Origin of the sequence: Streptomyces gottesmaniae, from assembly GCF_031845845.1 — a bacterium.
GTDB classification, from domain to species: domain Bacteria; phylum Actinomycetota; class Actinomycetes; order Streptomycetales; family Streptomycetaceae; genus Streptomyces; species Streptomyces akebiae.
In genome coordinates, this window is the sequence record NZ_JAVRFJ010000046.1 from 1 (window position 1) to 22,008 (window position 22,008).

Annotated in this window: 18 protein-coding genes and 1 pseudogene; 3 read left to right on the forward strand and 16 right to left on the reverse strand. The window is 72.1% G+C overall.

Going from position 1 to position 22,008, the window contains the following annotated elements; genetic code table 11:
• Nucleotides 1–262: 262 nt before the first annotated feature.
• The 11 genes from RM704_RS37415 to RM704_RS37465 all read right to left on the reverse strand — a co-directional run bounded on the left by RM704_RS37415 (nt 263) and on the right by RM704_RS37465 (nt 11,882).
• A complete protein-coding gene (locus RM704_RS37415) occupies nt 263–1,534 on the reverse strand; it encodes a kynureninase (RefSeq protein ID WP_033524535.1) in 1,272 nt (423 codons plus the stop codon).
• Entirely contained in the window at nt 1,527–2,372 is an 846-nt protein-coding gene (locus RM704_RS37420; RefSeq protein WP_033524534.1) for a tryptophan 2,3-dioxygenase family protein, read from the reverse strand. Before RM704_RS37420 ends, RM704_RS37415 begins: the two co-directional genes overlap by 8 nt.
• Before the next feature lie 153 nt (nt 2,373–2,525).
• Nucleotides 2,526–2,939 (reverse strand): DUF3151 domain-containing protein, encoded by a 414-nt coding sequence (locus RM704_RS37425; protein WP_033524533.1) that lies wholly within the window; start codon nt 2,937–2,939, stop codon nt 2,526–2,528.
• A gap of 151 nt (nt 2,940–3,090) precedes the next feature.
• Nucleotides 3,091–4,623 carry an MFS transporter gene (locus tag RM704_RS37430; RefSeq protein ID WP_052145755.1) on the reverse strand — a complete coding sequence of 511 codons (1,533 nt, stop codon included), beginning with the start codon at nt 4,621–4,623 and terminating at the stop codon, nt 3,091–3,093.
• A gap of 129 nt (nt 4,624–4,752) precedes the next feature.
• Nucleotides 4,753–5,775, reverse strand: a complete 1,023-nt coding sequence (fbaA, locus tag RM704_RS37435) for a class II fructose-bisphosphate aldolase (protein WP_033524532.1) — start codon at nt 5,773–5,775, stop codon at nt 4,753–4,755.
• A gap of 166 nt (nt 5,776–5,941) precedes the next feature.
• Nucleotides 5,942–6,496: an orotate phosphoribosyltransferase gene (gene pyrE / locus RM704_RS37440; RefSeq protein WP_033524531.1), complete on the reverse strand. Its 555-nt coding sequence runs from the start codon at nt 6,494–6,496 to the stop codon at nt 5,942–5,944.
• Nucleotides 6,497–6,528: 32 nt separating this feature from the next.
• Nucleotides 6,529–7,323 (reverse strand): aldose epimerase family protein, encoded by a 795-nt coding sequence (locus tag RM704_RS37445; RefSeq protein WP_033524530.1) that lies wholly within the window; start codon nt 7,321–7,323, stop codon nt 6,529–6,531.
• Between the two features lie 81 nt (nt 7,324–7,404).
• A complete protein-coding gene (locus RM704_RS37450; RefSeq protein WP_107072181.1) occupies nt 7,405–8,307 on the reverse strand; it encodes an SRPBCC family protein in 903 nt (300 codons plus the stop codon).
• 151 nt (nt 8,308–8,458) lie between these two features.
• Nucleotides 8,459–10,093: a polyamine aminopropyltransferase gene (locus tag RM704_RS37455; protein WP_033524528.1), complete on the reverse strand. Its 1,635-nt coding sequence runs from the start codon at nt 10,091–10,093 to the stop codon at nt 8,459–8,461.
• Between the two features lie 371 nt (nt 10,094–10,464).
• Nucleotides 10,465–10,986 carry a DUF2617 family protein gene (locus RM704_RS37460; RefSeq protein ID WP_033524527.1) on the reverse strand — a complete coding sequence of 174 codons (522 nt, stop codon included), beginning with the start codon at nt 10,984–10,986 and terminating at the stop codon, nt 10,465–10,467.
• A 491-nt stretch (nt 10,987–11,477) separates the two neighbouring features.
• On the reverse strand, nt 11,478–11,882 hold the full coding sequence (locus RM704_RS37465; protein ID WP_033524526.1) for a hypothetical protein: 405 nt from the start codon (nt 11,880–11,882) through the stop codon (nt 11,478–11,480).
• Between the two features lie 876 nt (nt 11,883–12,758).
• Here RM704_RS37465 and RM704_RS37470 point away from each other — a divergent pair.
• A complete protein-coding gene (locus RM704_RS37470) occupies nt 12,759–14,012 on the forward strand; it encodes a pyridoxal phosphate-dependent aminotransferase (RefSeq protein WP_033524525.1) in 1,254 nt (417 codons plus the stop codon).
• A gap of 80 nt (nt 14,013–14,092) precedes the next feature.
• On the opposite strand, the gene RM704_RS37475 is transcribed toward RM704_RS37470, so the two are convergent.
• Nucleotides 14,093–15,124: an NAD(P)-dependent alcohol dehydrogenase gene (locus RM704_RS37475; RefSeq protein ID WP_311592353.1), complete on the reverse strand. Its 1,032-nt coding sequence runs from the start codon at nt 15,122–15,124 to the stop codon at nt 14,093–14,095.
• Nucleotides 15,125–15,271: 147 nt separating this feature from the next.
• Between RM704_RS37475 and RM704_RS37480 the strand changes: the two genes are divergently transcribed.
• Complete coding sequence (locus RM704_RS37480) at nt 15,272–15,955, forward strand: TetR/AcrR family transcriptional regulator (RefSeq protein ID WP_033524524.1); 684 nt, start codon at nt 15,272–15,274, stop codon at nt 15,953–15,955.
• 239 nt (nt 15,956–16,194) lie between these two features.
• Here RM704_RS37480 and RM704_RS37485 read toward each other — a convergent pair whose 3' ends face one another.
• The 4 genes and pseudogenes from RM704_RS37485 to clpB form a co-directional block, all read right to left on the reverse strand.
• The gene (locus RM704_RS37485; protein ID WP_311592356.1) at nt 16,195–16,356 is read right to left on the reverse strand and encodes a hypothetical protein; all 162 of its coding nucleotides are present in this window, start codon (nt 16,354–16,356) and stop codon (nt 16,195–16,197) included.
• Nucleotides 16,357–16,436: 80 nt separating this feature from the next.
• A pseudogene (locus RM704_RS37490) lies at nt 16,437–17,391 on the reverse strand (hypothetical protein).
• A gap of 526 nt (nt 17,392–17,917) precedes the next feature.
• Entirely contained in the window at nt 17,918–18,454 is a 537-nt protein-coding gene (locus tag RM704_RS37495; RefSeq protein WP_033524523.1) for a YbjN domain-containing protein, read from the reverse strand.
• A gap of 149 nt (nt 18,455–18,603) precedes the next feature.
• A complete protein-coding gene (gene clpB, locus RM704_RS37500) occupies nt 18,604–21,261 on the reverse strand; it encodes an ATP-dependent chaperone ClpB (RefSeq protein WP_052145754.1) in 2,658 nt (885 codons plus the stop codon).
• A gap of 193 nt (nt 21,262–21,454) precedes the next feature.
• Between clpB and RM704_RS37505 the strand changes: the two genes are divergently transcribed.
• The gene (locus tag RM704_RS37505) at nt 21,455–21,868 is read left to right on the forward strand and encodes a pyridoxamine 5'-phosphate oxidase family protein (protein ID WP_033524522.1); all 414 of its coding nucleotides are present in this window, start codon (nt 21,455–21,457) and stop codon (nt 21,866–21,868) included.
• Nucleotides 21,869–22,008: the final 140 nt, after the last annotated feature.

The window sequence follows — 22,008 nt, forward strand, 5'->3', positions numbered from 1 at the left end:
TTTGGGGGGGGGCCTGCCGGGGAAAGGGCGCCTGCCGTTGGCGGGGACGGTATCAGGCCGGTGACGTGCGCGGACACGGGGATGTGACGGGGGGTCAGGGTGGGGGTCGACCCCGGGGGGCAGGGGCTGGGCGGGGGCGGGTTCCGCTCACCGGCGCTCGCCGGGTGCCGCCTGCGCCCACCCGTGCCGCCCCGGCCGCGCGGCGCCCCAGCGAAGGTCCCCCGCAACCGCAGCCGCCGCGCCCCAGCCCCTCCCCCGCCGCCTACCCCGCCCCCTCCAACGTCTCCGCCAGCACCCGAGCCGCCCGTTCGGTGTCGGCGAAGGTGACGTAGAGCGGGGTGAAGCCGAAGCGGAGGACGTCGGGGTGGCGGAAGTCGCCTATGACGCCCTGGGCGATGAGGCGCTTCATGATGTCGCCCGCGTCGTCGCAGCGCAGGGCGACCTGGCTGCCGCGCTCCGCGTGGGCGGTCGGCGTGAGGGACTCGACACGCCCCTTGGGGACGTACGCCGCCACGCAGCGCAGGAAGAAGTCGGTCAGGGCGAGGGACTTCGCGCGGACCGACTCGATCATCGCCCCGGCCTCGTGCGCCGCGCCGCCCGCGTCGCCCCCGCCGCTCCAGCCGTACCAGACGTCGAGTGCCGTCTCCAGGGCCAGCATCGACAGGATGTCGGGCGTACCGACCCGGCCCCGCACCGCGCCCGGTGCGGGCTCGTAGCTCGGGTGCATCGCGAAGGGGGCGGTGTGGGAGGTCCAGCCGGGGAGGGGTGAGTCGAAGCGGGGCTGGAGGTCTCGGCGGACGTAGAGGTAGGCCGGGGAGCCGGGGCCACCGTTGAGGTACTTGTAGGTGCAGCCGACCGCCAGGTCGACCCCGTGCTCGTCGAGGCCGACGGGGAGGGCGCCCGCGCTGTGGCAGAGGTCCCAGACGGCGTAGGCACCGGCCTCGTGGATCGCCGCCGTCAGACCGGGGAGGTCGTGCAGGCGGCCCGTGCGGTAGTCGACGTGGTTGAGGAGGACGGCGGCCGTACGGTCGCTCAGGGCGGCCGGGACCTCCGCCGGGGTCACCGGGCGGAGGGTGCGGCCGGTCATACGGGCCGCCGACTCGGCCATGTAACCGTCCGTGGGGAACGTCGTCGCGTCGACCAGGATCTCGTCGCGTCGGCCCCCACCCTCCTCCTCCGCCATCCGGACCGCCGCCACGACCGCCTTGAAGACGTTGACGCTCGTGGAGTCGCCGACCACGATCTGGCCGGGGGCCGCGCCCACCAGCGGGGCGATGCGGTCACCTATGCGTTCCGGTGCGGTCCACCAGCCGCTCTCGTCCCAGGAACGGATGCGCAGCTCGCCCCACTCGCGGTACACGACGTCCGCGAGCCGGCCGGGGACCGACACCGGCAGCGCGCCGAGCGAGTTGCCGTCGAGGTACACCGCGTCGTCGAGCACGAAGCGGGTGCGCAGGCAGGACAGTTCGTCGGCGGCGTCCAACTCACTTGCCCGGGCGGCCAGTTCAGCGCTGAGTGCGGTGAGTTCAGACATGGGAGCGCGCCGTCCACAGCTCGGGGAAGACGTTCTTGCGGGCGCGCTTCTCCAGCCAGGCCACACCGGCGGAGCCGCCCGTGCCGGCCTTGGCACCCATCGCGCGACGCGTGGCGACGAGGTGGTCGTTGCGCCAGCGCCAGACGAGCTCGGCGACATCGGTCAACGCCTCGCCGAGGCGGGCGAGTTCGTGGTCCGGGTCGCCGGAGTACAGCGCGGTCCACACCTCCTCCACCTCGGGGGACGGCTCGTAGCGCTGGGAGACGTCACGGCGTACGACGGACTCGGGGATCGCGTGGCCGCGCCGGGCCAGCAGCCGCAGGACCTCGTCGTAGAGGCTCGGCTCGTGCAGCGCCTTCTCCAGCTCGGCGTGGACGCGGGGGGCTCCCCGGTGCGGGACGAGCATGGAGGCGGACTTCTCGCCGAGCAGGAACTCCATCCGGCGGTACATCGCCGACTGGAAGCCGGAGCCCTCGCCGAGGGCGGCGCGGTAGGAGTTGAACTGGGCGGGGGTGAGCTGGGCGAGCGGGCGCCAGGAGGCGTTCAGGGCCTCCAGTTCGCGTACGGAACGCTTCAGCGCGTCCCTCGCCCGCGCCACGTCGTCGCCCCGGAGCGCGGTGGTCGCGGTCTCCCACTCGTGGACGATGACGGTGAACCACAACTCCATGACCTGGGTCGTCACCAGGAAGACCATCTCGCCGGGGTCGTCGGAGAGGGGGTGCTGGAGGTGGGTGAGGACGTCAGCCTGGACGTAGTCCTCGTACGGGGTCGTGCCCTGGAAGTCGAGATGCGGGGTCTCGGGCTCCGAAGCCTCATGGGGCTGAGCCTGCTGGGACATCGCTGTCTCCTGTTGTGTACTCCGGGTAGCGGTCCGCCCCTGCCGATTCCGACACGGGGGCCCCGGTCCCCACCGGCATGGTCGGCGATACCACCCCCGCACCGCAAGGTCCGCCCGGTCACACCAGGCGGACCCGCGCGAACGACCCTCCGGTCAGCCCAGCGTCTGCGCCGCCGTCGGGGAGGAGTCCTTCAGGAACTGGGAGCAGCGCTGGTACTCCTCCTGCTCGCCGATGTCCCCCGCGGCACGGGCGAGGGCGTGCAGGGCGCGCAGGAAGCCGCGGTTCGGCTCGTGCTCCCAGGGGACGGGCCCGTGGCCCTTCCAGCCGTTGCGGCGCAGGGCGTCCAGACCGCGGTGGTAGCCCGTACGGGCGTAGGCGTACGACTCCACGACGCTGCCCCGCTCGTACGCGTCGTCGGCGAGCCGGGCCCAGGCCAGGGAGGAGGTGGGGTACTTCGCGGCGACGTCGGCGGGCGGTGTGCCGTTCGCGAGCAGTTCGCGGGGCTCCGGGTCGTCGGGGAGGTGCGTCGGGGGCGGGCCCCCGAGGAGGTTCTCGTGAATCGTCATGGGTTCCAGTCTGGCTCATGAGCGTGCGGGTCGTGGCACCTCCCGGGAGTGGTTCACCGGGCGCGAAGCCGGTCCGGCGGACGGGCCGACCCTCTCGCCCCCGTCAGGACACCGCCTCGTCGACGCGGTGTCCTCTCGGACCGACGTCTCCTCATTTCTCCCGGCCGCCCTCCAGACCGCCCGCCTCCGGATCGCCCGCCCCCGGGTCGCCCGTCACTCTGCCGGCCGCCCCCACCTCACCCGCCTCCAGCGGCGGCGAGACCACCCCGCAGTGCGTCCGGCACTCGGGGTGGCGGCAGTCCGGTTCCGGTCGGCGGATCGTGGTGTAGGACAGCACCGCGCCCACCACCAGCGTCGCGGCGCAGACGATCATCGCCGTGCCGAACGCCTCGTCGAACTGGCTCGCCGACCGGTACGCCTCCGGTCCCATCCCCGCGATCAGCGGCAACGCGGCCACGGCGACCAGACCGGCCGCGCGGGCGGCCGCGTTGTTGATGCCGCTCGCCAGGCCCGCGTGCTCGGTGTCGACGGAGGCCAGGACCGTCGCGGTCAGCGGCGCGACCAGGGTGACCATGCCGAGGCCGAGCACGAGCAGCGCGGGCAGGACGTCGCGGACGTACGACGCGTCCGGCCCCACCCGCAGGGCCAGCAGCATGCCCGCCGCGCACAGCAGCGGACCGACGGTGAGGGGGATGCGGGGGCCGATCCGTTCGCCGAGCGCGCCCGCGCGGGAGGAGAGCAGGAGCATCAGGACCGTGATGGGGAGCAGGGCCGTGCCCGCGCCCAGTGCCGAGTACCCCGACACCACCTGGAGCTGGAGCGCGGCGAGGAAGAAGAAGCCGCCGAACGCCGCGTACACGCACAGGGTGACCAGGTTGACCGTCGTGAACTGGCGGGAGGCGAAGATCTCCGGCGGCATCATCGGGTCCGGGCGAGCGCGTTCGACGTACACGAAGGCGACGCCCGCCGCGACGCCGGCGACGGCCGAGACGGTCACCACCACCGAGCCCTCCGCCGCCTCGATCAGGGCGTACGTCACCAACGCCAGCGACGACGCGCCGAGGAACGCGCCCAGCACGTCGAAGCGGCCCTCGTGGGTCCGGCCGTCGCCCGACTCGGGGACGTGGCGGGTGGCCACGGGCACGCACAGGAGCGCCAGGGGGACGTTCAGCAGGAAGACCCAGCGCCAGCCGGGGCCGTCCACCAGATAGCCGCCGAGGAACGGGCCGACGGCCGCGCCGATGCCGCCGAAGCCGGACCACAGGCCGACGGCCCGCGCGCGGTCGTCGGGGTGGAACGAGGCCTGGATGATGGCCAGCGAGCCCGGGGTGAGCAGCGCCCCGCCCACGCCCTGCAGCGCGCGGGCCGCGATCAGGACACCGACGTTCGGCGCGAGACCGCACAGCAGGGAGGCGGCGGCGAACCACACGACGCCGATGACGAACACCTTGCGGCGGCCGAAGCGGTCGCCGAGTGCGCCGCCCAGCAGGATCAGACCGGCGAGGGTGAGCATGTACGCGTTGACGGTCCACTGGAGGGCCGCGAGATCCGCGTCCAGGTCCTCCCCCATCCGGGGCAGGGCGACGTTGACGACCGTGGAGTCCAGCAGCGCCATGCTGGAGCCGAGAATCGTGGTGAACAGGACCCACTTGCCCTGGGGCGAGCCGAGCCGGATGTCGGGCATGGATCAGGTATACAGCCGCCCCCGCACACGCGGCGAGCCCGGCGCCACGATGGCACCGGGCTCGCCGTACGACAGTGACGTACGCGGGGGACCACGCGGTCGGACCGCGCGGTGGACCGAGCGGTGGGACTACTTGATCTTCTGGCCCGCCGAGCGCAGGTTCTGCGTCGCCTCGACGACACGCGCGGCCATGCTCGCCTCCGCGAGCTTGCCCCAGGTGCGGGGGTCGTACGTCTTCTTGTTGCCGACCTCGCCGTCGACCTTCAGGACGCCGTCGTAGTTCTGGAACATGTGCGCGGCGACCGGACGCGTGAAGGCGTACTGGGTGTCGGTGTCGATGTTCATCTTGACGACGCCGTTCTCCAGCGCGGTGCGGATCTCCTCCTCCGTCGAGCCCGAGCCGCCGTGGAAGACGAAGTCGAACGGGGACTCCTTGCCGAAGCGGGCGGCCACGCCCTCGTTCAGCTCCTTGAGGAGGTCGGGGCGGAGGACGACGTTGCCCGGCTTGTAGACGCCGTGGACGTTGCCGAAGGAGGCGGCCAGCAGGTAGCGGCCCTTCTCGCCCAGGCCGAGCGCCTCGGCGGTGCGGATCGCGTCGTCGACCGTCGTGTAGAGGGAGTCGTTGATCTCGTGGGAGACGCCGTCCTCCTCGCCACCGGTCGGGGTGATCTCGACCTCCAGGATGATCTTCGCGGCGGCGGCTCGGGCGAGGAGTTCCTGGGCGATGGAGAGGTTGTCGGCGAGGGTCTCGGCCGAGCCGTCCCACATGTGCGACTGGAACAGCGGGTTCCGACCGGCCTTGACGCGCTCCTCCGACACGGCCAGCAGCGGACGTACGTAACCGTCCAGCTTGTCCTTCGGGCAGTGGTCGGTGTGGAGGGCGACCGTGACGGGGTACTTCTCGGCCACGATGTGCGCGAACTCGGCGAGGGCGACGGAACCCGTCACCATGTCCTTGCTGTACTGACCGCCCAGGAACTCGGCTCCGCCGGTCGAGATCTGGACGATGCCGTCGCTCTCCGCCTCCGCGAAGCCCCGCAGCGCGGCGTGCAGCGTCTGGGTCGAGGTCACGTTGATGGCCGGGTAGGCGAACTTGCCTGCCTTCGCCCGGTCGAGCATCTCGTTGTAGACCTCGGGGGTTGCGATGGGCATGGTCCGCTCCTTGTATGTGCGGGTGGCGTTGTGCTTACGGTCCCTGACCTAGGGTTGCGACGTCATCGTCGGCCCCATCCTTCCAGACGGGACCCGATGCTCCGGCCAGGGTGTCCGGAACTGTTCGGTAACCCCTGACCTTGGTGTTCCGCCCGGCGTGCCGACCTCAGTCGAGACCCAGTTCGTCCTTCGAGAACGCGAACCGGTACGGCACCCCGGCGCCCTCTTCGATCTTCTCGGCGGCGCCGGTGGCGCGGTCGACGATCGTGGCGACGGCGACGACCTCGGCACCGGCCTCGCGGACGGCCTCGACGGCGGTGAGCGGGGAGCCGCCGGTGGTGGAGGTGTCCTCGACGACGAGGACACGGCGGCCGTTGATGTCCGGCCCCTCCACCCGGCGCTGCATACCGTGCGCCTTGGCCGCCTTGCGCACGACGAACGCGTCCAGCCTGCGGCCCCGGGCGGCGGCCGCGTGCAGCATCGCGCCGGCGACCGGGTCGGCGCCCATGGTGAGGCCGCCGACCGCGTCGAAGTCGAGGTCGGCGGTCAGGTCGAGGAGCACCTGCCCGACCAGCGGGGCGGCCTCGCCGTCGAGGGTGACGCGGCGCAGGTCGACGTAGTAGTCCGCCTCCAGACCCGACGACAGGGTCACCTTGCCGTGCACCACGGCCTTGTCCTTGATCTGCCGCAGCAGAGATCCACGTACGTCCACGTCAGTCATGGCAGTCAGCTTAAGGGGGCCCTTATGTCCGCTTACAGGCGACGCCAGGTCCAGGTCGTGGCCGCTTCCAGGGGGTCGATGGGGGTGACCAGGCGGGGGTGGGTGTTGAGGCCGTTGGGCGGGCCGGTCTGCGGTTCGACGCACACGGCCTCGGCCTGCTCGTCGTAGACCACGACCCACTCCTCCCGCGAGGTCACCTTCAGTTCCAGCCGGTCCGGCCAGGTGAGGGTGACGTCGACGCCGTCGGGCATGCCGAAGCAGTCGTCCCAGGGGCCGGGCCGGGGATCGACGCGGTTGCCGGTGGGGAGGTGGTCCGCGCCGCGCTCCTCCTGCCAGGCGGGGTGGAAGTCGATCCGCACGTCCTCGCCGCCGTCCCCGAGGGCCCGGTTGAACCAGGGGTGCCAGCCGACCTGCGCCGGGAAGGAGGAGTCGTACGTCTCCACGGACATGGTGAGGGTGAGGGCGTCCGGGGCGAGAGTGAACACCTGGGTGACGCGGCCGGGGTAGGGCCAGGGCTCGACCAGGTCGTACGTGAGGACGGCCTCGGTGGCGTCGTGGCGGGCAACGCGCCAGGCTCCCTCGCGGGTCGTGCCGTGGATGGCGTGGGGCGGGGCGTTGAGGGGCATCTGCTGTACGGAACCGCCGCTGAGGAAGCGCCCGTCGCGGATGCGGCCGCACCACGGCACCATCGGGAAGCAGCCGAACCGCTCGCCCTGACGCAGCAGTTCGACCCCACCGACCCGCAGCCCCGCCACCCGGCCGCCGTTCGCCGGCGCCAGCACGACCTCCGCGTCACCCGCGGCCAACGTGATCTCTTCACTACTCACCCCTCGACCCTACTGGTCGAACCCACCGGTGAGTTGCCCTACCGTCCCGGTCCGGGCGGAGCCGTGGGGGGGGGTGTCGGGTCAGCGGCGTTTGCGCAGGGCGCGGCTCACGATGATGGCCGAGGCCACGGCCAGGGCCGCCGCCGGGGCCGCCCAGCGGAGGGTGGCGCTCGCGGAGACCGCTTCGGGCGCCGGGACCGGGGCGTACCGGCCGCGGGGCGGGGCGTGGTCGACCTCCTCCGCGCTGCGTCCGATCATCGTCCGGCGCGCGTGCGCGGCCTCGGCCGGCGGTTCGTCGCCGGCGACGTAGCCGCCCTCGCCGAAGGGGTCCGGTACCGACGGCGGGCCGTCGGCCTCGAAGTCGGAGGCGGACGGCTCGTCCTCGGCGGGGGCCGGGGGCTCGTTCTTCGGGGGCGTCCGGGGCTCGTCGCGCTCGTCCCGGCCTGCGGTGTCCTCAGTGGGTCGGGGGCCTTCGGGCGGCGTCGACGTGTCCGCTGCCGTCGGCTTCGGCTCGGGCCCGGGAGCGGTCTCGGGCGACTCGGGAGCGGTCTCGGAAGTGGTCTCGGGCTCGGCCGCCAGGTTCTCCGCGAACTTCTCCAGCAGGCGGGTGGCCGCGGAGGTCACCGGGTCGGGTGGGAGTTCGGTGATGCGGCCGGTGGTGGTGGCGGTGGCGGAACAGGCCAGCGTGGCGCCCTCGGCGGCCGGGACGAGGCGGAGCGTGAGGGTGAGTTTCACGGTGCCGGAGCCTCGGACCTCGGCGGCGTCCCCCTCCACGACGTAGGAGCCGTCCTCCTGGGGGGTCACGCGCAGGGTGCCGCGGTAGGTGATGGTGTGGCCCGCGGCCCGTACCTTCAGGCGGCCGGCGACGGGTGGCGTGCCCGCGTCCTGCTGGAGCCCGGGGACCGCCCGGGCCACCCGCTCGGGGTCGGACAGCGCCTCCCGGAGGCGGCCGACGGGAACCGGAACGAACACCTCATGCTCCATGGCAGTCGAGCCTACCCACGAGGCCCCGCACCGCACCCGTACATACGCGTTATTGCTCGTGTTCCGCCCACGCGGCCCCACTCGACCCCATGCGCCCCACCACGCCCCCTACGTCACACACCGGACGCATGACACACGCACGGCGTACGCCTCAGCCCCCGTACCTCGGGTGCACCAGCGTCGACGGTGGCAGGTCCCGTACCCCGGCGGCGGCGGTGAGCCGGGTGGTCCCGGTGCCGAGGGCCAGGGGTGGGCGAGGGCCGTCGTCGGGGCGGGTCGCCAGGACGAAGCCCCGGTCGTGGGGGGCACCGGAGGTGTGGGCCGTACGGTCGGGGCCGGTGCCGAAACCGGGGTCGGCGGCGGTGACACGGTAGGGCGTGGTGCGCAGCCCGGCGGCGCGGACGGTCGCGTCGACCGTCCAGAACACCCGCTGCCGGGACGCCACCGGCCCGGCGTGCACCACCATGCGCCCGTCGGCCGCCAGGACCTCGCGGGCCAGCCCGTAGAACTCCTGCGAGTACAGCTTGGTGCTCGCCGTGATCCCGGGGTCGGGGAGGTCCGAGATCACGACGTCGTACGGCTCGGCCGGCCGGGCGCCCCGCAGCCAGGCGAAGGAGTCCTCCGTGTGGACGCGGACCCGGGCGTCGTCGTAGGCGTGGCTGTTGAGCGCGGAGAGCGCCGGGTCCGTGCGGGCCAGGCGCACCACGCCCGGGTCGATCTCGACGATGTCCACCTGGCGTACGCCGTCGTGGCGGAGCACCTCGCGGGCGGCGAGGCCGTCACCGCCGCCGAGGACGAGGACGCGGGCGTGCGGTCCGGCGTCCAGGGCGGGGTGGACGAGGGCCCGGTGGTAGCGCTGTTCGTCGCTGCCGCTGATCCGCAGCCGGCCGTCGAGGAAGAGGGAGAGCGGGCGGCCGTCGCGGCCGCCGGTGAGGACGACCTCCTGGCGGCCGGTCTGCCACGCGACCCGTACGTCCTTGCCGTACACGGCGCGCCGGGCGGCGCGTTCGAAGTCGTCGACGTGCAGGGCGGCGGTGGCGAGGAGACCGAGGACGGCGAGGTTGGTGACCAGCAGCAGCCAGCGGGCGCGGCGGCTCAGGTCGCGGTGGAACAGGCCGAGGACGAGGGCGCCGCCGACGAGGGCGTTGACCGTGCCGGTGAGCAGGGCGCCGGTCAGCTGGCCCAGCCAGGGCAGGAGGAGGAAGGGGAAGGCGAGGCCGCCGACGAGCGCGCCCACGTAGTCGGCCGCGAACAGGTCGGCGACCGCGCCGCCGGCGTCCTGGCGGCGGATGCGCTGGATCAGCTCCATCAGCAGCGGGACCTCGGCACCGATGAGCAGGCCGATGGCCAGGGAGAAGGCGACGAGGAGATAGCGGGAGCCGCTCGCCCACATGCCGCCCCAGTCGCCGGTCCAGGCGAACGCCGCGTACAGCGCGAGGGCGCTGCAACCGCCGACGAGGGCGAGGGCGGCCTCGATGGCGCCGAACCCGAGGGCCGCGCGGGGGCGGAGGCGTTTGGCGGCGAGGGAGCCGATCCCCATGGCGAAGACCATGACCGAGAGGACCACGGAGGCCTGGGTGACGGAGTCGCCGATCAAGTACGAGGCGAGGGCGACCAGTTCGAGTTCGTACACGAGTCCGCAGGCGGCGCAGACGAACACCCCGGCGAGGACGAGGAAGCGGCCGATTCCCGGGCGGACGGGGAGCCACGCCTGGGCACCCGGGCCGCCGTGGCCGCGCCAGGGGGGTGGGGCGCCGGGGGGTGCGGGGGCGTGCGGCTCGATCACTCCTGGCACGCTACCGTCACGGTCACGCTGCGCTGGGTCACCCACACGAGTGGTCTGCGGAGCTTGGGCGGGTGCGCAATAGCTCGGGGGTTCGGGTGCCCGGGCGGGCACGGGCACATCACGGCGCCCGCGGGACGGCTGTCTTTCAGGCCCGAAGGGAACCGCTGCCTTTCAGGCCCACGGGGCCGAGGGGTGAAAAGCAAGGGGCGCAGCCCCTGCTTTTCAGGGGCGCGGGGAACTGCGCGACCAGCCCCCACCGGACCCGCACCCGCCCACACACCACAACCACCCCACCCCAGACCGCACCCACGCACCCACGCACCCACGCACCCACGCACCCACCAAAAACGAAAACCCAGGTCACCCACCCCTCACAGCGCCACCGGCACTCTCACCCCCACCCTCGTTCTGGTGGCCACCAGTTGCCCGTCCTGTGGATACGCGTGCCAGGTACGCCAGTGCACCTGCCCCTCATGGCGCTGCGCGAGCATCGCGGTGAACGCGTGCGGGCTGCCGGGGAAGACCCCGGCCAGCCCATGGGGATGGTCGGAGACGAGCGCCAGGAGTTCCTGGGCACGTCCGGCGAAGGATCCCGGCGACAACACCTCGACCCGGGCGGCGAATTCGTACTCCCAGTCGCCCACACGTTTGGCCACGCCGAGCGGGAGGGGTGTGCTGGATCCCGGGATGCACGCGACCGTCTCCGAGCAGTGGCTCCCCCGCTCCTCCTCCAGGAGCACCTGGTGGGACGCGCCGAGCAGCCTCAACTGCATTTTCGCACCGGTGAGTTCGAGATCGAGGGTGGCGAGCGCGGGCAGCGGCTCACGCCCCAGGGCCCAGGCGAGGTCTGCCGCGCGCGTGTCGGTGTAGGCGGTGTTCAGGGTCGTGAGCATGGGTCGGCTCCGCAGCGACGCAAAGAGAAGAGGAGTGGGTCCGGCGCACCCCGGTCGGCACCGGGGGATGTGGTCCGGTCAGCCAGGTCGGGTGAGGACGACGTCCCGGTCGGTCCGGTCAGCCAGATCAGGCCTGCCGGGAGGGACGTCCGGGGGCTGCGTTGGCGATTTATAGGGAATCATGAACTGTGGCGCCACCACAGCGTTTTTACCCAACTTGACGTGCTTTCCATCCCCCCGAGGGCTGCCCAGCTCAACTGTTCAACCAGGCGTGCGCCCCGTCGACCGACGTGCTCCCCGCGCGCCCGTCGAGCCGGGCGCGCGAACTTAGGGGAGCGCCTGCCGGACAACCGGGCCCACCCGGCGTACTCAGGCGTGAAATGGCACCACATCGGTGCGCCTGCCCCGTTCTGGCGGAACTACACACACGAGCGCCCGCCGGGAAGTTCGTCCCGGCGGGCGCTCGTGTCGTGGAGCTCGGCTGCCCCGTGTCAGCTGCCTCCACCGCATCCGCCCCCGCCGCCGCCACCGCAGGAGGACCCGCCACCGCAGGACGAGCCACTACTGCTGCCGCACGAGGACCCACTGCTACTGCCGCAGGACGAGCCACCACCGCCGGACGACGAACCGCGGTCGTCGTTCGACGAGGAGTGGGACGACCCCGAGTCGCCGACGGCCGCCGCCCCCAACACCCACCAGCTGCTGTCGGAGCCGCTGTTGTGGGAACCGCCGCCGCCCCGGCCGCCGCGGTACGCGCTGCCGCCCCGGCCGGACGACCGACGGCGTCGCGCCGCCGTACGTGCCGCGTTCGCCCTGCCGCGATTGACGGCCACGACGATCACCGTCACCACACAGACCATCACCAGGATGATGCCGATCACCGCGATCGCGTTCATGGCGTCACCCCTCCCCTCTGTTCCTGAGTCCCCCGAAGCGACCCCCCATGGGTGCCTCGCTCACTTCTGTGTCGCGGGGATGCCCCCGCCGACGACCACGCCCCCGACCCCGACCACGACCGCTCGAAGCGCGTGGTCAACTGCCGCCGCCGCAGCCGCCGCCTCCGCCGCAGGAGGACCCGCCTCCGCACGACGAGCCACTGCTGCCGCACGAGGATCCGCTGGACGACGATCCCCCGGACGAGCCCCCGCCCGCCCACCAGCTGCCGCGCCGGCCGCGCCGCCTGGAACTCCTGACGACTCCGACGACGATGGCCACACCGATGGCGCTGAGCACCAGGATGAAACCGGCTTCCGCCATGGCCCACCCTCCCCTCTTCCTTGCCTGTGTCCCCCGAAGCGACCCCCCGTGGGTGCCTCGCTCACTTGCGTGTGGCGGGGATGCCCCCGCCGACGACCGCTCAAAGCCGAATTGAGCAAGTCCAGAGCTTGTCTCCCGCACCGGTTGCCCGCGCGGCCGGCTGCCGCCGAACAGGACCGACGCTCAGTCCCCTCCACCGCCACCACCGCCACAGGAGGAACCGCCGCCACAGGACGAACCGCCCCCGCAGGACCACCACCCCCCGCCCGCGTGGGACGAGCCGCTGTCCTCCCACCAGTTGTGCGAGCGGCGACGGCCCGGCCGCGAGCCCCGGCCCCCCGAGACAAGACCGATCACGACGACCGCGCCCACGAAGAGGAAGAAGAAGATCTCCATCGCGGCACCTGCCTTTCGTTCCCCCGTGCAGACCCCCCGTGGGCCGTGCGTGACGTGGGGATGCCCTGGCGTGTCACCGGTCAAAGCCGAGTTGAGGAAGTCCAGAGCTTGGGCGCAGGATGACGGCCATGACCTCCAGCGCAAGCCCCGCCCGCAGCCCTCGTCCGCCGCTCAACCGGAGGCTCGCCGAGTTCGGGACGACGATCTTCGCCGAGATGTCGGCGCTCGCCCTGCGGACCGGGTCGATCAACCTCGGGCAGGGCTTCCCGGACACGGACGGCCCCGAGGAGATCCGCGAGGCGGCCGTACGGGCGCTGCGGGACGGCCGTGGCAACCAGTACCCGCCGGGCCCCGGCGTGCCCGAGCTGCGCGCCGCGGTCGTCGACCACCAGCGGCGACGGTACGGGCTGACGTTCGACCCCGACACCGAGGTGCTGGTCACCGCCGGTGCCACGGAGGCCATCGCGGCCGCGCTGCTCGGACTGCTGGAGCCGGGCGACGAGGTGGTGGCCCTGGAGCCGTACTACGACTCGTACGCGGCCTGCATCGCGATGGCGGGCGGGACGCGCGTACCGGTGACGCTGCGGCCGTCGGAGGGGTCGGGCGAGGGGGGCGGGGACCGGCGGTTCCGGCTGGACCTCGACGAGCTGCGGGACGCCGTCACCGACCGGACGCGACTGCTGCTGATCAACACGCCCCACAACCCGACCGGGACGGTCCTCACCCGCCAGGAGCTGACGGCGATCGCCGAGCTGGCGGTGGAGCGGGACCTGCTGGTCGTGACGGACGAGGTCTACGAGCACCTGGTCTTCGACGACGCCGAGCATCTGCCGCTGGCGTCGTTCCCGGGGATGCGGGAGCGGACGGTCACCATCGGGTCGGCGGGCAAGACGTTCTCGTTCACCGGGTGGAAGGTGGGCTGGGTGACGGCCGCGCCCGCGCTGGTGGCGGCGGTCCGCTCGGCGAAGCAGTACCTCACCTACGTGGCGTCGGGGCCGTTCCAGTACGCGGTCGCCGAGGCCCTGAGCCTGCCGGACTCGTACTTCGAGGAGTTCCGCGCCGACATGCGGGCCAAGCGCGAGCTGCTGGCGGGCGGTCTGGAGCAGGCGGGCTTCAAGGTCTTCCGCCCGGCCGGCACGTACTTCATCACCACCGACATCCGCCCTCTGGGCGAGAGCGACGGCTTCGCCTTCTGCCGCTCCCTGCCGGAGCGTTGCGGGGTGGTCGCCATCCCCAACGCGGTCTTCTACGACCACCGCGAGCACGGCGCACCCTTCGTGCGATTCGCGTTCTGCAAGCGTACTGAGGTGCTGGCGGACGCAGCCGCCCGACTCAAGTCGCTGACCGCGCCGGGCACCGCACCGACGCGCTGATCCGGCGTCCGCGCCTCACGCCGCCCTCGGGGCCGCCGGGCGACCCACTCAGTCGCTTCGCCGCGCCCGGGCCACTCGGTTCACCGGCCGGGCACGGCCAGCGCGAGCTTGCCGACGACGCGGCCGTCGAGGAGGTGCCGCACGGCCGCGGCGGTCTCGCTGAGCGGGTAGACGTGGTCCACGACGGGCTTGAGCGTGCCCGCGTCGATGAACGCGGTCAGGTCGCGCAGCCCTTCGGCGTGCTCGGAGGAGATGAAGGTGCCGAGGTGCTGTCTCGTGAACGGGGAGAGCATCTGCGCACGGAGCTGGCGGTCGGTTCCGCCGAGCCAGGGGCCGTCCGTCTCGCCGCCGGTGATGATCAGCCTGCCGCGGGGGGTGAGCGCGCGGCGCAGCTCCCCGAGGCCGCGGTTGCCGGCGATGTCGATGATGACGTCGTAGCGTCGCCCGTCGGCGAGGAAGTCCTCCCGGGTGTAGTCGATGACGCGGTCGGCGCCCAGGGCCCGTACCGCGTCGAGCTTGGGCGTGCTCGCGACGGCCGTGACCTGGGCCCCGCCCGCGTGGGCGAGCTGGACGGCGAAGGTGCCCACGCCTCCGGCGGCCCCCGTGATCAGGACCTGCTGCCCCTCCTGGACCCGGCCCTCGTCGCGTACCGCCTGCAGCGCGGTGAGCCCGCTGACGGGCACCGTCGCCGCCTCCTCGAAGGTGAGTCCGGCCGGCTTGGGAGCGAGCCTGTCGGGGCGGGCGGCGACGTACTCGGCGAACGCGCCGACCGCCGTGCCGTACACCTCGTCGCCGGGCGCGAACCCGGTGACGTCGGCGCCGACCGCCTCGACGACACCGGCGAGGTTGCGCCCGGGATTGGGGTACTTCGGCCGGCGCAGTCCGAACACCGCCCGGACCGGATACGGCAGGCCGGCCATGGTGTGCCAGGTGCCCCGGTCCACGCTGGACGCGCGCACCCGCACGAGTACCTGGTCCGGCCGGGTACGGGGCCGGGCGAGCTGTCCCGTCCGGAGCACGGCTTCCGGCTCGGCGCCGTACCGCTCCTGCACGACGGCCGTCATCAACGCGGTCGCATCGGCGGGCGCGGTCGCCTCGCTCATGTTCCCCATGTCGCTACTCCCGGTTCGATCAGCATCATTTACTTACTCTGTAAGTCTGCACTTACATCGTAAGTTCGAGCTTACGCCGTAAGTAGAGCACTTACGGCGTAAGCTCGTCAACGCTCGGAGTCGAGGAAGAGGGAGTGACCGTCCGCCGTGTCCCGCCGCAACACCACGCAGCCGCCCCGCGAGACGCTCAGCCGACCACGGGTGCTGCGTGCCGCCGTCGAACTCGCCGACACCGGCGGCCTGGAGACGCTCAGCATGCGCAAGCTCGGTGAGGCCGTGGGTGTCGAGGCGATGTCCCTGTACAACCACGTGGCGAACAAGGTGGACCTGCTCGACGGCATGGTCGACCTGGTCTTCGGCGAGGTGGACCTGCCTTCACCGGGCGACGACTGGCGGCCGGCCATGCGGCGGCGGGCGATCTCCATGCGTGAGGTGCTGGGCCGCCACCGCTGGGCCATCGGGCTGATGGAGTCGCGGTCCGCCCCGGGCCCCGCCACCCTGCGGCACCACGATGCCGTTCTCGGATGCCTGCGTGAGGCGGGGTTCTCCCTCACCCTGACCGCCCACGCCATCTCGGTGCTCGACAGCTACATCTACGGGTTCGCCCTGCAGGAGAAGACCCTGCCCTTCGACACCCCGGCCGAGACCGCCGAACTGGCGGAGTCCATCATGAGCGGGTTCGACGACGGCGAGTACCCGTACCTGACCGAGATGGCGACCGTCCATGTCATGCGCCCCGGATACGCCTACGGTGACGAGTTCGAATTCGGGCTGGACCTCGTTCTCGACGGCCTCGGGCAAGCGGCGGTCGCGGGGGACGGAGTGAGGTGAGTGGCGCGGCAAGGGCGGAGGGCGGTCTTCTACGGCCGTCCTCCACGAGGCCGCCGCCCCCTCTTCGACGTCGGCGGTGTCGACGCCGGTCAGTGGCGCCGCCGGGCCACCTCCGCCGGCTCCTCGCCCGCGCTCGCGGGCGCGAGGAGACGCCCAGCCCTCTACGAATCGGACGTCACCGGGCGTCCGACTCGGGTTCGGGACGCGGTGGTTCGTCCAGGTCGAGACGGCCTCGGAGATCAGCAGGACGTCCTTGAAGCCGTAGCGCTTGACCTCCCGGCGGCGTCCTCATGAAGGATCGCCGGAGCGGGGGCGGAGTTCTCGTCGGCGGGGAAGTCGATGTAGACGTCGGAGGCGGTCTTCGCGTGGCGTCCGAGCGACACGATCGTGTCGTACTGCATCGACTTGATCGTGCTGGAGTGCTCGAAGCTCTGCGGGGCGCACTGTCCCTCGTGGTCAAGCGTGCTGAGTCGTTGCCGTCTCAGACGGCGGCGGCAAGTTCGTCCCTGGACCGGCAGTCCCGGCAGTGGCTGTGTCCCGCGGAGCGGAAACCCCGGTCGCGGCCGTCGCAGTTCCGCATTCTCAGTCTCAGGACCGCCGGGCGGCCTGGGGCCTCGGGGCTTCCGGCCGCCGGTGTGGTCAGCGGAGTCTCACTGAGCCGGTAGGCGAGGATGCCGACCGGGCGGACGAGGAGGTCCCCCGGGAGTCGTGCGGTGAGGTGGTCGGTGATCTGGGTGGGCAGCAGGCCTGCCCCGAGCCACCGGGTGACGGCCGGGGCGAGGCGGGCGGCTTCCCGCTCGGACAGGACGAGGCGGGGATCGACACGGCGGAGGCCGGCGAGTACGGAGATGGCTCGGGGGTCGATGTCGGCGAGCGGGACCGGTGCCTCGGTCTCGGCCTCGGCCTCCGCTTCCACCTCCGGCTCGGCTGCCTCCTCCGTCTTCTCCTCCGCCCGTAGGGGCGGCTCAAGCGTCTCCCGCCCGGCCCCGGACGCGGGCGACGCGGGCGCGGCAGCGGCGGTCCGCTGACGCGGGCGACGAGGCTTGGGGGGCCTAGGAGGCCTGCCCGGGGTCCGGGCCCGGTTCGCCGCCGGGTACGTCGTAGAAGTACGTCCGGGTGCGGACCTGACCGGTGGGCGTCCGTTCGCGGCGGCGTTCCAGGTATCCGGCCGCTTGAAGTTCCCTGAGCGCTCGCGAGATCAGGATCTCCCCCTCGGCGAAGTGCTCGCGGAGGGAGGCGATGCTCACGGACGAACCGTCAGGCAGGGAGGAGATGTACGCCCCGACACCGACCGTGACCGCGCTGCCGCGCCGCTGCGCGAGGGCGTTGGAGAGCACGGTGAAGTCGGCTGTGAGGCGGGTGCGTACGTGGATCACGCCGGAGGTCGGTGCTCCGGCCTCGGCGCGCGGGCGCGCGTTAGACTGCCGGTCAGCCATCGGGAAGCTTGCTTCTTCCTGATCGGTCAGGCCCTCGTTCGGGATGCCAGTCCCGGCCGGGGGCCGTATCTGTCTGCGGTTGTCGCGGCGAACGTAACCGCCCGCATCCCGCACCTGTAAGCCGGTCACCCGGACGGGTGACGCGGGCCTCCCGACCGGGGAGGGAGGGTGGGCGGGTAGTTCTTTCCCCCGGTTCTCAGGGGAGGTCAGCGGCCCGCCGGACCCTCGTGGACAAGGGCCCGGTGAGCCGGGAAGACGGTCGATGGCCGGGGCCCGGCCGACTCGGGGACGGCGACAGCGCCCGGCCTCCGACCCGCCCACGAACGCATCGGCGGCGCCCCTCGGTCACGGCGAGAGCCCGGCCGTGGCGCACCGCCGTGGTGGCGGGCGCTCCGGCCGGGCTCTCGTACGTCTTACGTCTGTCTGCGTCTGTGGGACTGTGGGGCTGTTCCGGCCGTCGTGGGCCAGGCCTCCCCTCGTCCCCGGGGGTGGATGGCCACCGGGGCCGCGGAGGTGTGCGGGGCGGCTACTCGTCGCCCTCGTCGTCCTTCGGCTTCTCGGCCTCGTCGACGTCCTCGGCCAGGCCGAGCTGCTCGACGAGCCACTTGTCGAACTCGATGGCGGCGCGCACCCAGCTGACCGTCGACGAGACGAAGTGCTCCAGGCTGACGCCCGTGCCGATCAGGAGCTGGGCCTCACCGATGAGACGGACCGTGCCGTCGTCGTGGGTGTGGCTGTAGACCTTGGGCCACAGGGTGCGGCGGTTCCAGTCGTCGATCGTCTCCAGCAGGGCCGACTTCTCGTCGATCTGGTGCGGGCGGTCGTAGAACGTGCGCACCGAGAAGACCTGCTGGTCACCCTCGCCACGGAACATGAAGTACGTACGGAATTCCTCCCACGGCGCCGCGAGGTCACCCTCGTCGTCGACGACGTACTTCAGCTCCATCTGGTCCAGGAGCTGCTTCACGAGGTCCTGATCCGGGACGACGGGGCCGGGCGGCGGGCCGGGCTGCGGCTCGGGCTGGCCCCCGAAGTTCGGAATCGAGGACGGGTCGATGCTCACCGTGATTTTCCCTTCGTACGGATTCCGCCATCCTCCCCCATGCGGGGGCGGGAGTGGCAACCCCCGCCCCGCGTGGTTCGTCGCCCTTGGCCGGATCCGGGAAGGGATTCAGCTACGAGCGTGGACGGGAACCTTTCGGGTACCCCCGCTCACGCGTTCTTCTCCATCGACGGGGCGGTCGGGCCGTCCGCCCCGGCGGTGGTCGACGCGCCCGTCACCGGCCCCACGATCAGGCCCTCTCCCTCCCCGAACGCGTCCACCCGGACCGTGTCGCCGTCCTTGACCTCGCCGGCGAGGATCTCCTTCGCGAGGCGGTCGCCGATGGCGGTCTGGACGAGGCGGCGCAGGGGGCGGGCGCCGTAGGCCGGATCGTTGCCCTCCTCCGCGAGCCAGGCCAGCGCCTCGGGGGTGATCTCCAGGGTGAGGCGGCGCTCGGCGAGGCGCTTGGCGAGGCGGTCGATCTGCAGCTTCGCGATGCGCTGCAGCTCCGCCTTGTCCAGGGCGGAGAAGACGACCAGGTCGTCCAGGCGGTTGAGGAACTCCGGCTTGAAGGAGGACCGGACCACCTCCAGGACCTGCTGCTTCTTCTCCGCCTCGGTGGTGACGGGGTCGACCAGGTAGTGGCTGCCCAGGTTCGAGGTGAGGATCAGGATCGTGTTGCGGAAGTCGACCGTGCGGCCCTGGCCGTCGGTGAGCCGGCCGTCGTCCAGCACCTGGAGGAGGATGTCGAAGACCTCGGGGTGGGCCTTCTCCACCTCGTCGAGCAGGACCACGGAGTACGGACGCCTGCGGACGGCCTCGGTCAGCTGGCCGCCCTCCTCGTAGCCGATGTAGCCGGGGGGCGCGCCGACCAGCCGGGCGACGCTGTGCTTCTCGCCGTACTCCGACATGTCGATGCGGATCATGGCCCGCTCGTCGTCGAAGAGGAAGTCGGCGAGGGCCTTCGCCAGCTCCGTCTTGCCGACGCCCGTGGGGCCCAGGAAGACGAAGGATCCGGTCGGGCGGTCCGGGTCGGCGATGCCCGCGCGCGAGCGTCGTACGGCGTCGCTCACCGCGCGTACGGCCTCGGTCTGGCCGATGAGGCGGCGGCCCAGTTCGTCCTCCATGCGGAGCAGCTTCTGGGTCTCGCCCTCCAGCAGCCGGCCGGCCGGGATGCCGGTCCAGGAGGCGACGACGTCCGCGATGTCGTCGGCGCCGACCTCGTCCTTGACCATGGTGTTCTTGGACGCGGCGGCCTCCTCCTCGGCCTCGGAGGCCTCCTCCAACGCCCGCTCCAGCGTGGGGATCTCGCCGTAGAGGAGCTTGGAGGCGGTGTCGAAGTCGCCGTCACGCTGGGCGCGTTCGGCCTGGCCGCGCAACTCGTCCAGTTTCTCCTTGAGTTCACCGACGGCGTTGAGGGACTGCTTCTCCTTCTCCCAGCGGGCGGTGAGGCCGCGCAGCTCCTCCTCCTTGTCTGCGAGGTCGCGGCGCAGGCGCTCCAGGCGCTCGCGGGAGGCGGCGTCGGTCTCCTTGTCGAGGGCCATCTCCTCCATGCGCAGCCGGTCCACGGACCGCTGCAGCTCGTCGATCTCGACGGGCGAGGAGTCGATCTCCATCCGGAGCCGCGAGGCGGACTCGTCGACGAGGTCGATGGCCTTGTCGGGGAGGAAGCGGGAGGTGATGTACCGGTCGGAGAGGGTGGCGGCGGCGACCAGCGCCGCGTCCGCGATGACGACCTTGTGGTGGGCCTCGTAGCGGCCCTTGAGTCCGCGCAGGATGGCGATGGTGTCCTCGACGGTCGGCTCGGCGACCAGCACCTGCTGGAAGCGACGCTCCAGCGCCGGGTCCTTCTCGATGCGCTCGCGGTACTCGTCGAGGGTGGTGGCGCCGACCATGCGCAGCTCGCCGCGGGCCAGCATCGGCTTCAGCATGTTGCCGGCGTCCATCGCGGAGTCGCCACCGGCGCCCGCGCCGACGACGGTGTGCAGTTCGTCGATGAAGGTGATGATCTGCCCGTCGGAGTCCTTGATCTCCGCGAGCACGGTCTTCAGCCGCTCCTCGAACTCGCCTCGGTACTTCGCCCCGGCGACCATGGCGCCCAGGTCGAGCGCGACCAGCCGCTTGTTCTTCAGCGACTCGGGCACATCGCCCTTGATGATCCGCTGGGCGAGCCCCTCGACGACGGCGGTCTTGCCGACGCCCGGCTCACCGATGAGGACCGGGTTGTTCTTCGTACGGCGGCTGAGCACCTGCACGACCCGCCGGATCTCCTGGTCCCGGCCGATGACGGGATCGAGCTTGCCCTCCCGCGCGGCGGCGGTGAAGTCGGTCCCGAATTTCTCCAGGGCCTTGTACTGGCCCTCCGGATCGGCGGTGGTCACGCGGCGTCCTCCCCTTGCCTTCTGGAACGCCTCCTGCAACTTCCTGGCGTTCGCCCCCTGCCGGGAGAGTACGTCCGCGGCCTGGCCGCCCTTCTCCGCGATCCCGATCAGGAGGTGCTCGGTGGAGACGTACTCGTCACCGAGCTCCTTCGCCTTGGCCTGGGCCTCGGCGACGACGCTCAGCAGCTCGCGGTTGGGCTGGGGCGGCGAGACGGTGGAGCCGGTCACGCTGGGCAGACCGGCCAGGACCTTCTCGGCGCCCGCGCGCACGGCCGCCTGATCGGCGTCGACGGCGGCGAGCAGGTCGGTGATGTTCTCGTTGTCCTGGCCCTGGAGCAGAGCCAGCAGCAGGTGGGCGGGGGTGAAGTCGGGGTGTCCCTCGGACACGGCCCGGTTGCTGGCCGCGTTGATCGCGTCCCGGCTCCTGTTGGTCAGCTCGGCATCCACGTTCGCGCTTCCCTCCTTGCGTCAGCCGTCGGCCACAGTGACTTGGGCAACGTGCATAAAGTTGAGTCTATTCCACTCAAGGTGGAGTCGGGAGGCATCCCGGCGATTGGATCGAGGGAGCCGGCGGCGGTCCGGAGCCGGGCCGGGGGGCGGTCCGGGCCCGGAGTCGGATCCACCGCTAGATTCCACGACCGTGAGTACCTACCGAGTGGACCCGGGCGCCCCGGACGCCGCCTATCTGGCCTTCTGGCAGGAGCGCCACGTGTGCACCCTGACCACCCTCCGCGCCGACGGCAGCCCCCATGTGGTGCCCGTCGGAGTGACATACGAACCCGGGGCGCGTCTCGCTCGGGTGATCACCAGTTCGACGAGCGCGAAGGCACGGCATGTGCGCCTGGCCGGGGAGGAGGGCGCCCGGGTCGCCGTCTGCCAGATGGAGGGCAAGCGCTGGGCCACGCTGGAGGGGCGCGCGTTCGTCCGTACGGACCGGGAGCGGATCACGGACGCCGAGCGCCGGTACGCCGAGCGGTACGGCAGGGACCCCCGGCCGAACCCGCAGCGCGTGGTGATCGAGATCCAACTGACGGGGGCGCTGGGACGGGGGTGAGGGGTGAACCCCGAGGACGGCGACGCGCCGACGGTGACCGTCTGCTTCCGGTTGACCTTTTTTCGGACAGATGAGGGGCGGGTGGGGAGCTTCCGATACCGGGTGGCATCCCGAAATGTCGCCGTAAACCTGCAGCGGCG

What these genes read in the sequence shown, in the direction of transcription:
- RM704_RS37485 (WP_311592356.1), bottom strand. Translation starts at nt 16,356, where the DNA reads ATGCAGTACGACACGATCGTGTCGCTCGGACGCCACGCGAAGACCGCC.
- RM704_RS37450 (WP_107072181.1), bottom strand. Translation starts at nt 8,307, where the DNA reads ATGGAGCATGAGGTGTTCGTTCCGGTTCCCGTCGGCCGCCTCCGGGAG.
- RM704_RS37460 (WP_033524527.1), bottom strand. Translation starts at nt 10,986, where the DNA reads ATGCTCACGACCCTGAACACCGCCTACACCGACACGCGCGCGGCAGAC.
- pyrE (WP_033524531.1), bottom strand. Translation starts at nt 6,496, where the DNA reads ATGACTGACGTGGACGTACGTGGATCTCTGCTGCGGCAGATCAAGGAC.
- RM704_RS37415 (WP_033524535.1), bottom strand. Translation starts at nt 1,534, where the DNA reads ATGTCTGAACTCACCGCACTCAGCGCTGAACTGGCCGCCCGGGCAAGT.
- fbaA (WP_033524532.1), bottom strand. Translation starts at nt 5,775, where the DNA reads ATGCCCATCGCAACCCCCGAGGTCTACAACGAGATGCTCGACCGGGCG.
- RM704_RS37475 (WP_311592353.1), bottom strand. Translation starts at nt 15,124, where the DNA reads ATGGGGAACATGAGCGAGGCGACCGCGCCCGCCGATGCGACCGCGTTG.
- RM704_RS37430 (WP_052145755.1), bottom strand. Translation starts at nt 4,623, where the DNA reads ATGCCCGACATCCGGCTCGGCTCGCCCCAGGGCAAGTGGGTCCTGTTC.
- RM704_RS37470 (WP_033524525.1), top strand. Translation starts at nt 12,759, where the DNA reads ATGACGGCCATGACCTCCAGCGCAAGCCCCGCCCGCAGCCCTCGTCCG.
- RM704_RS37465 (WP_033524526.1), bottom strand. Translation starts at nt 11,882, where the DNA reads ATGAACGCGATCGCGGTGATCGGCATCATCCTGGTGATGGTCTGTGTG.
- RM704_RS37425 (WP_033524533.1), bottom strand. Translation starts at nt 2,939, where the DNA reads ATGACGATTCACGAGAACCTCCTCGGGGGCCCGCCCCCGACGCACCTC.
- RM704_RS37420 (WP_033524534.1), bottom strand. Translation starts at nt 2,372, where the DNA reads ATGTCCCAGCAGGCTCAGCCCCATGAGGCTTCGGAGCCCGAGACCCCG.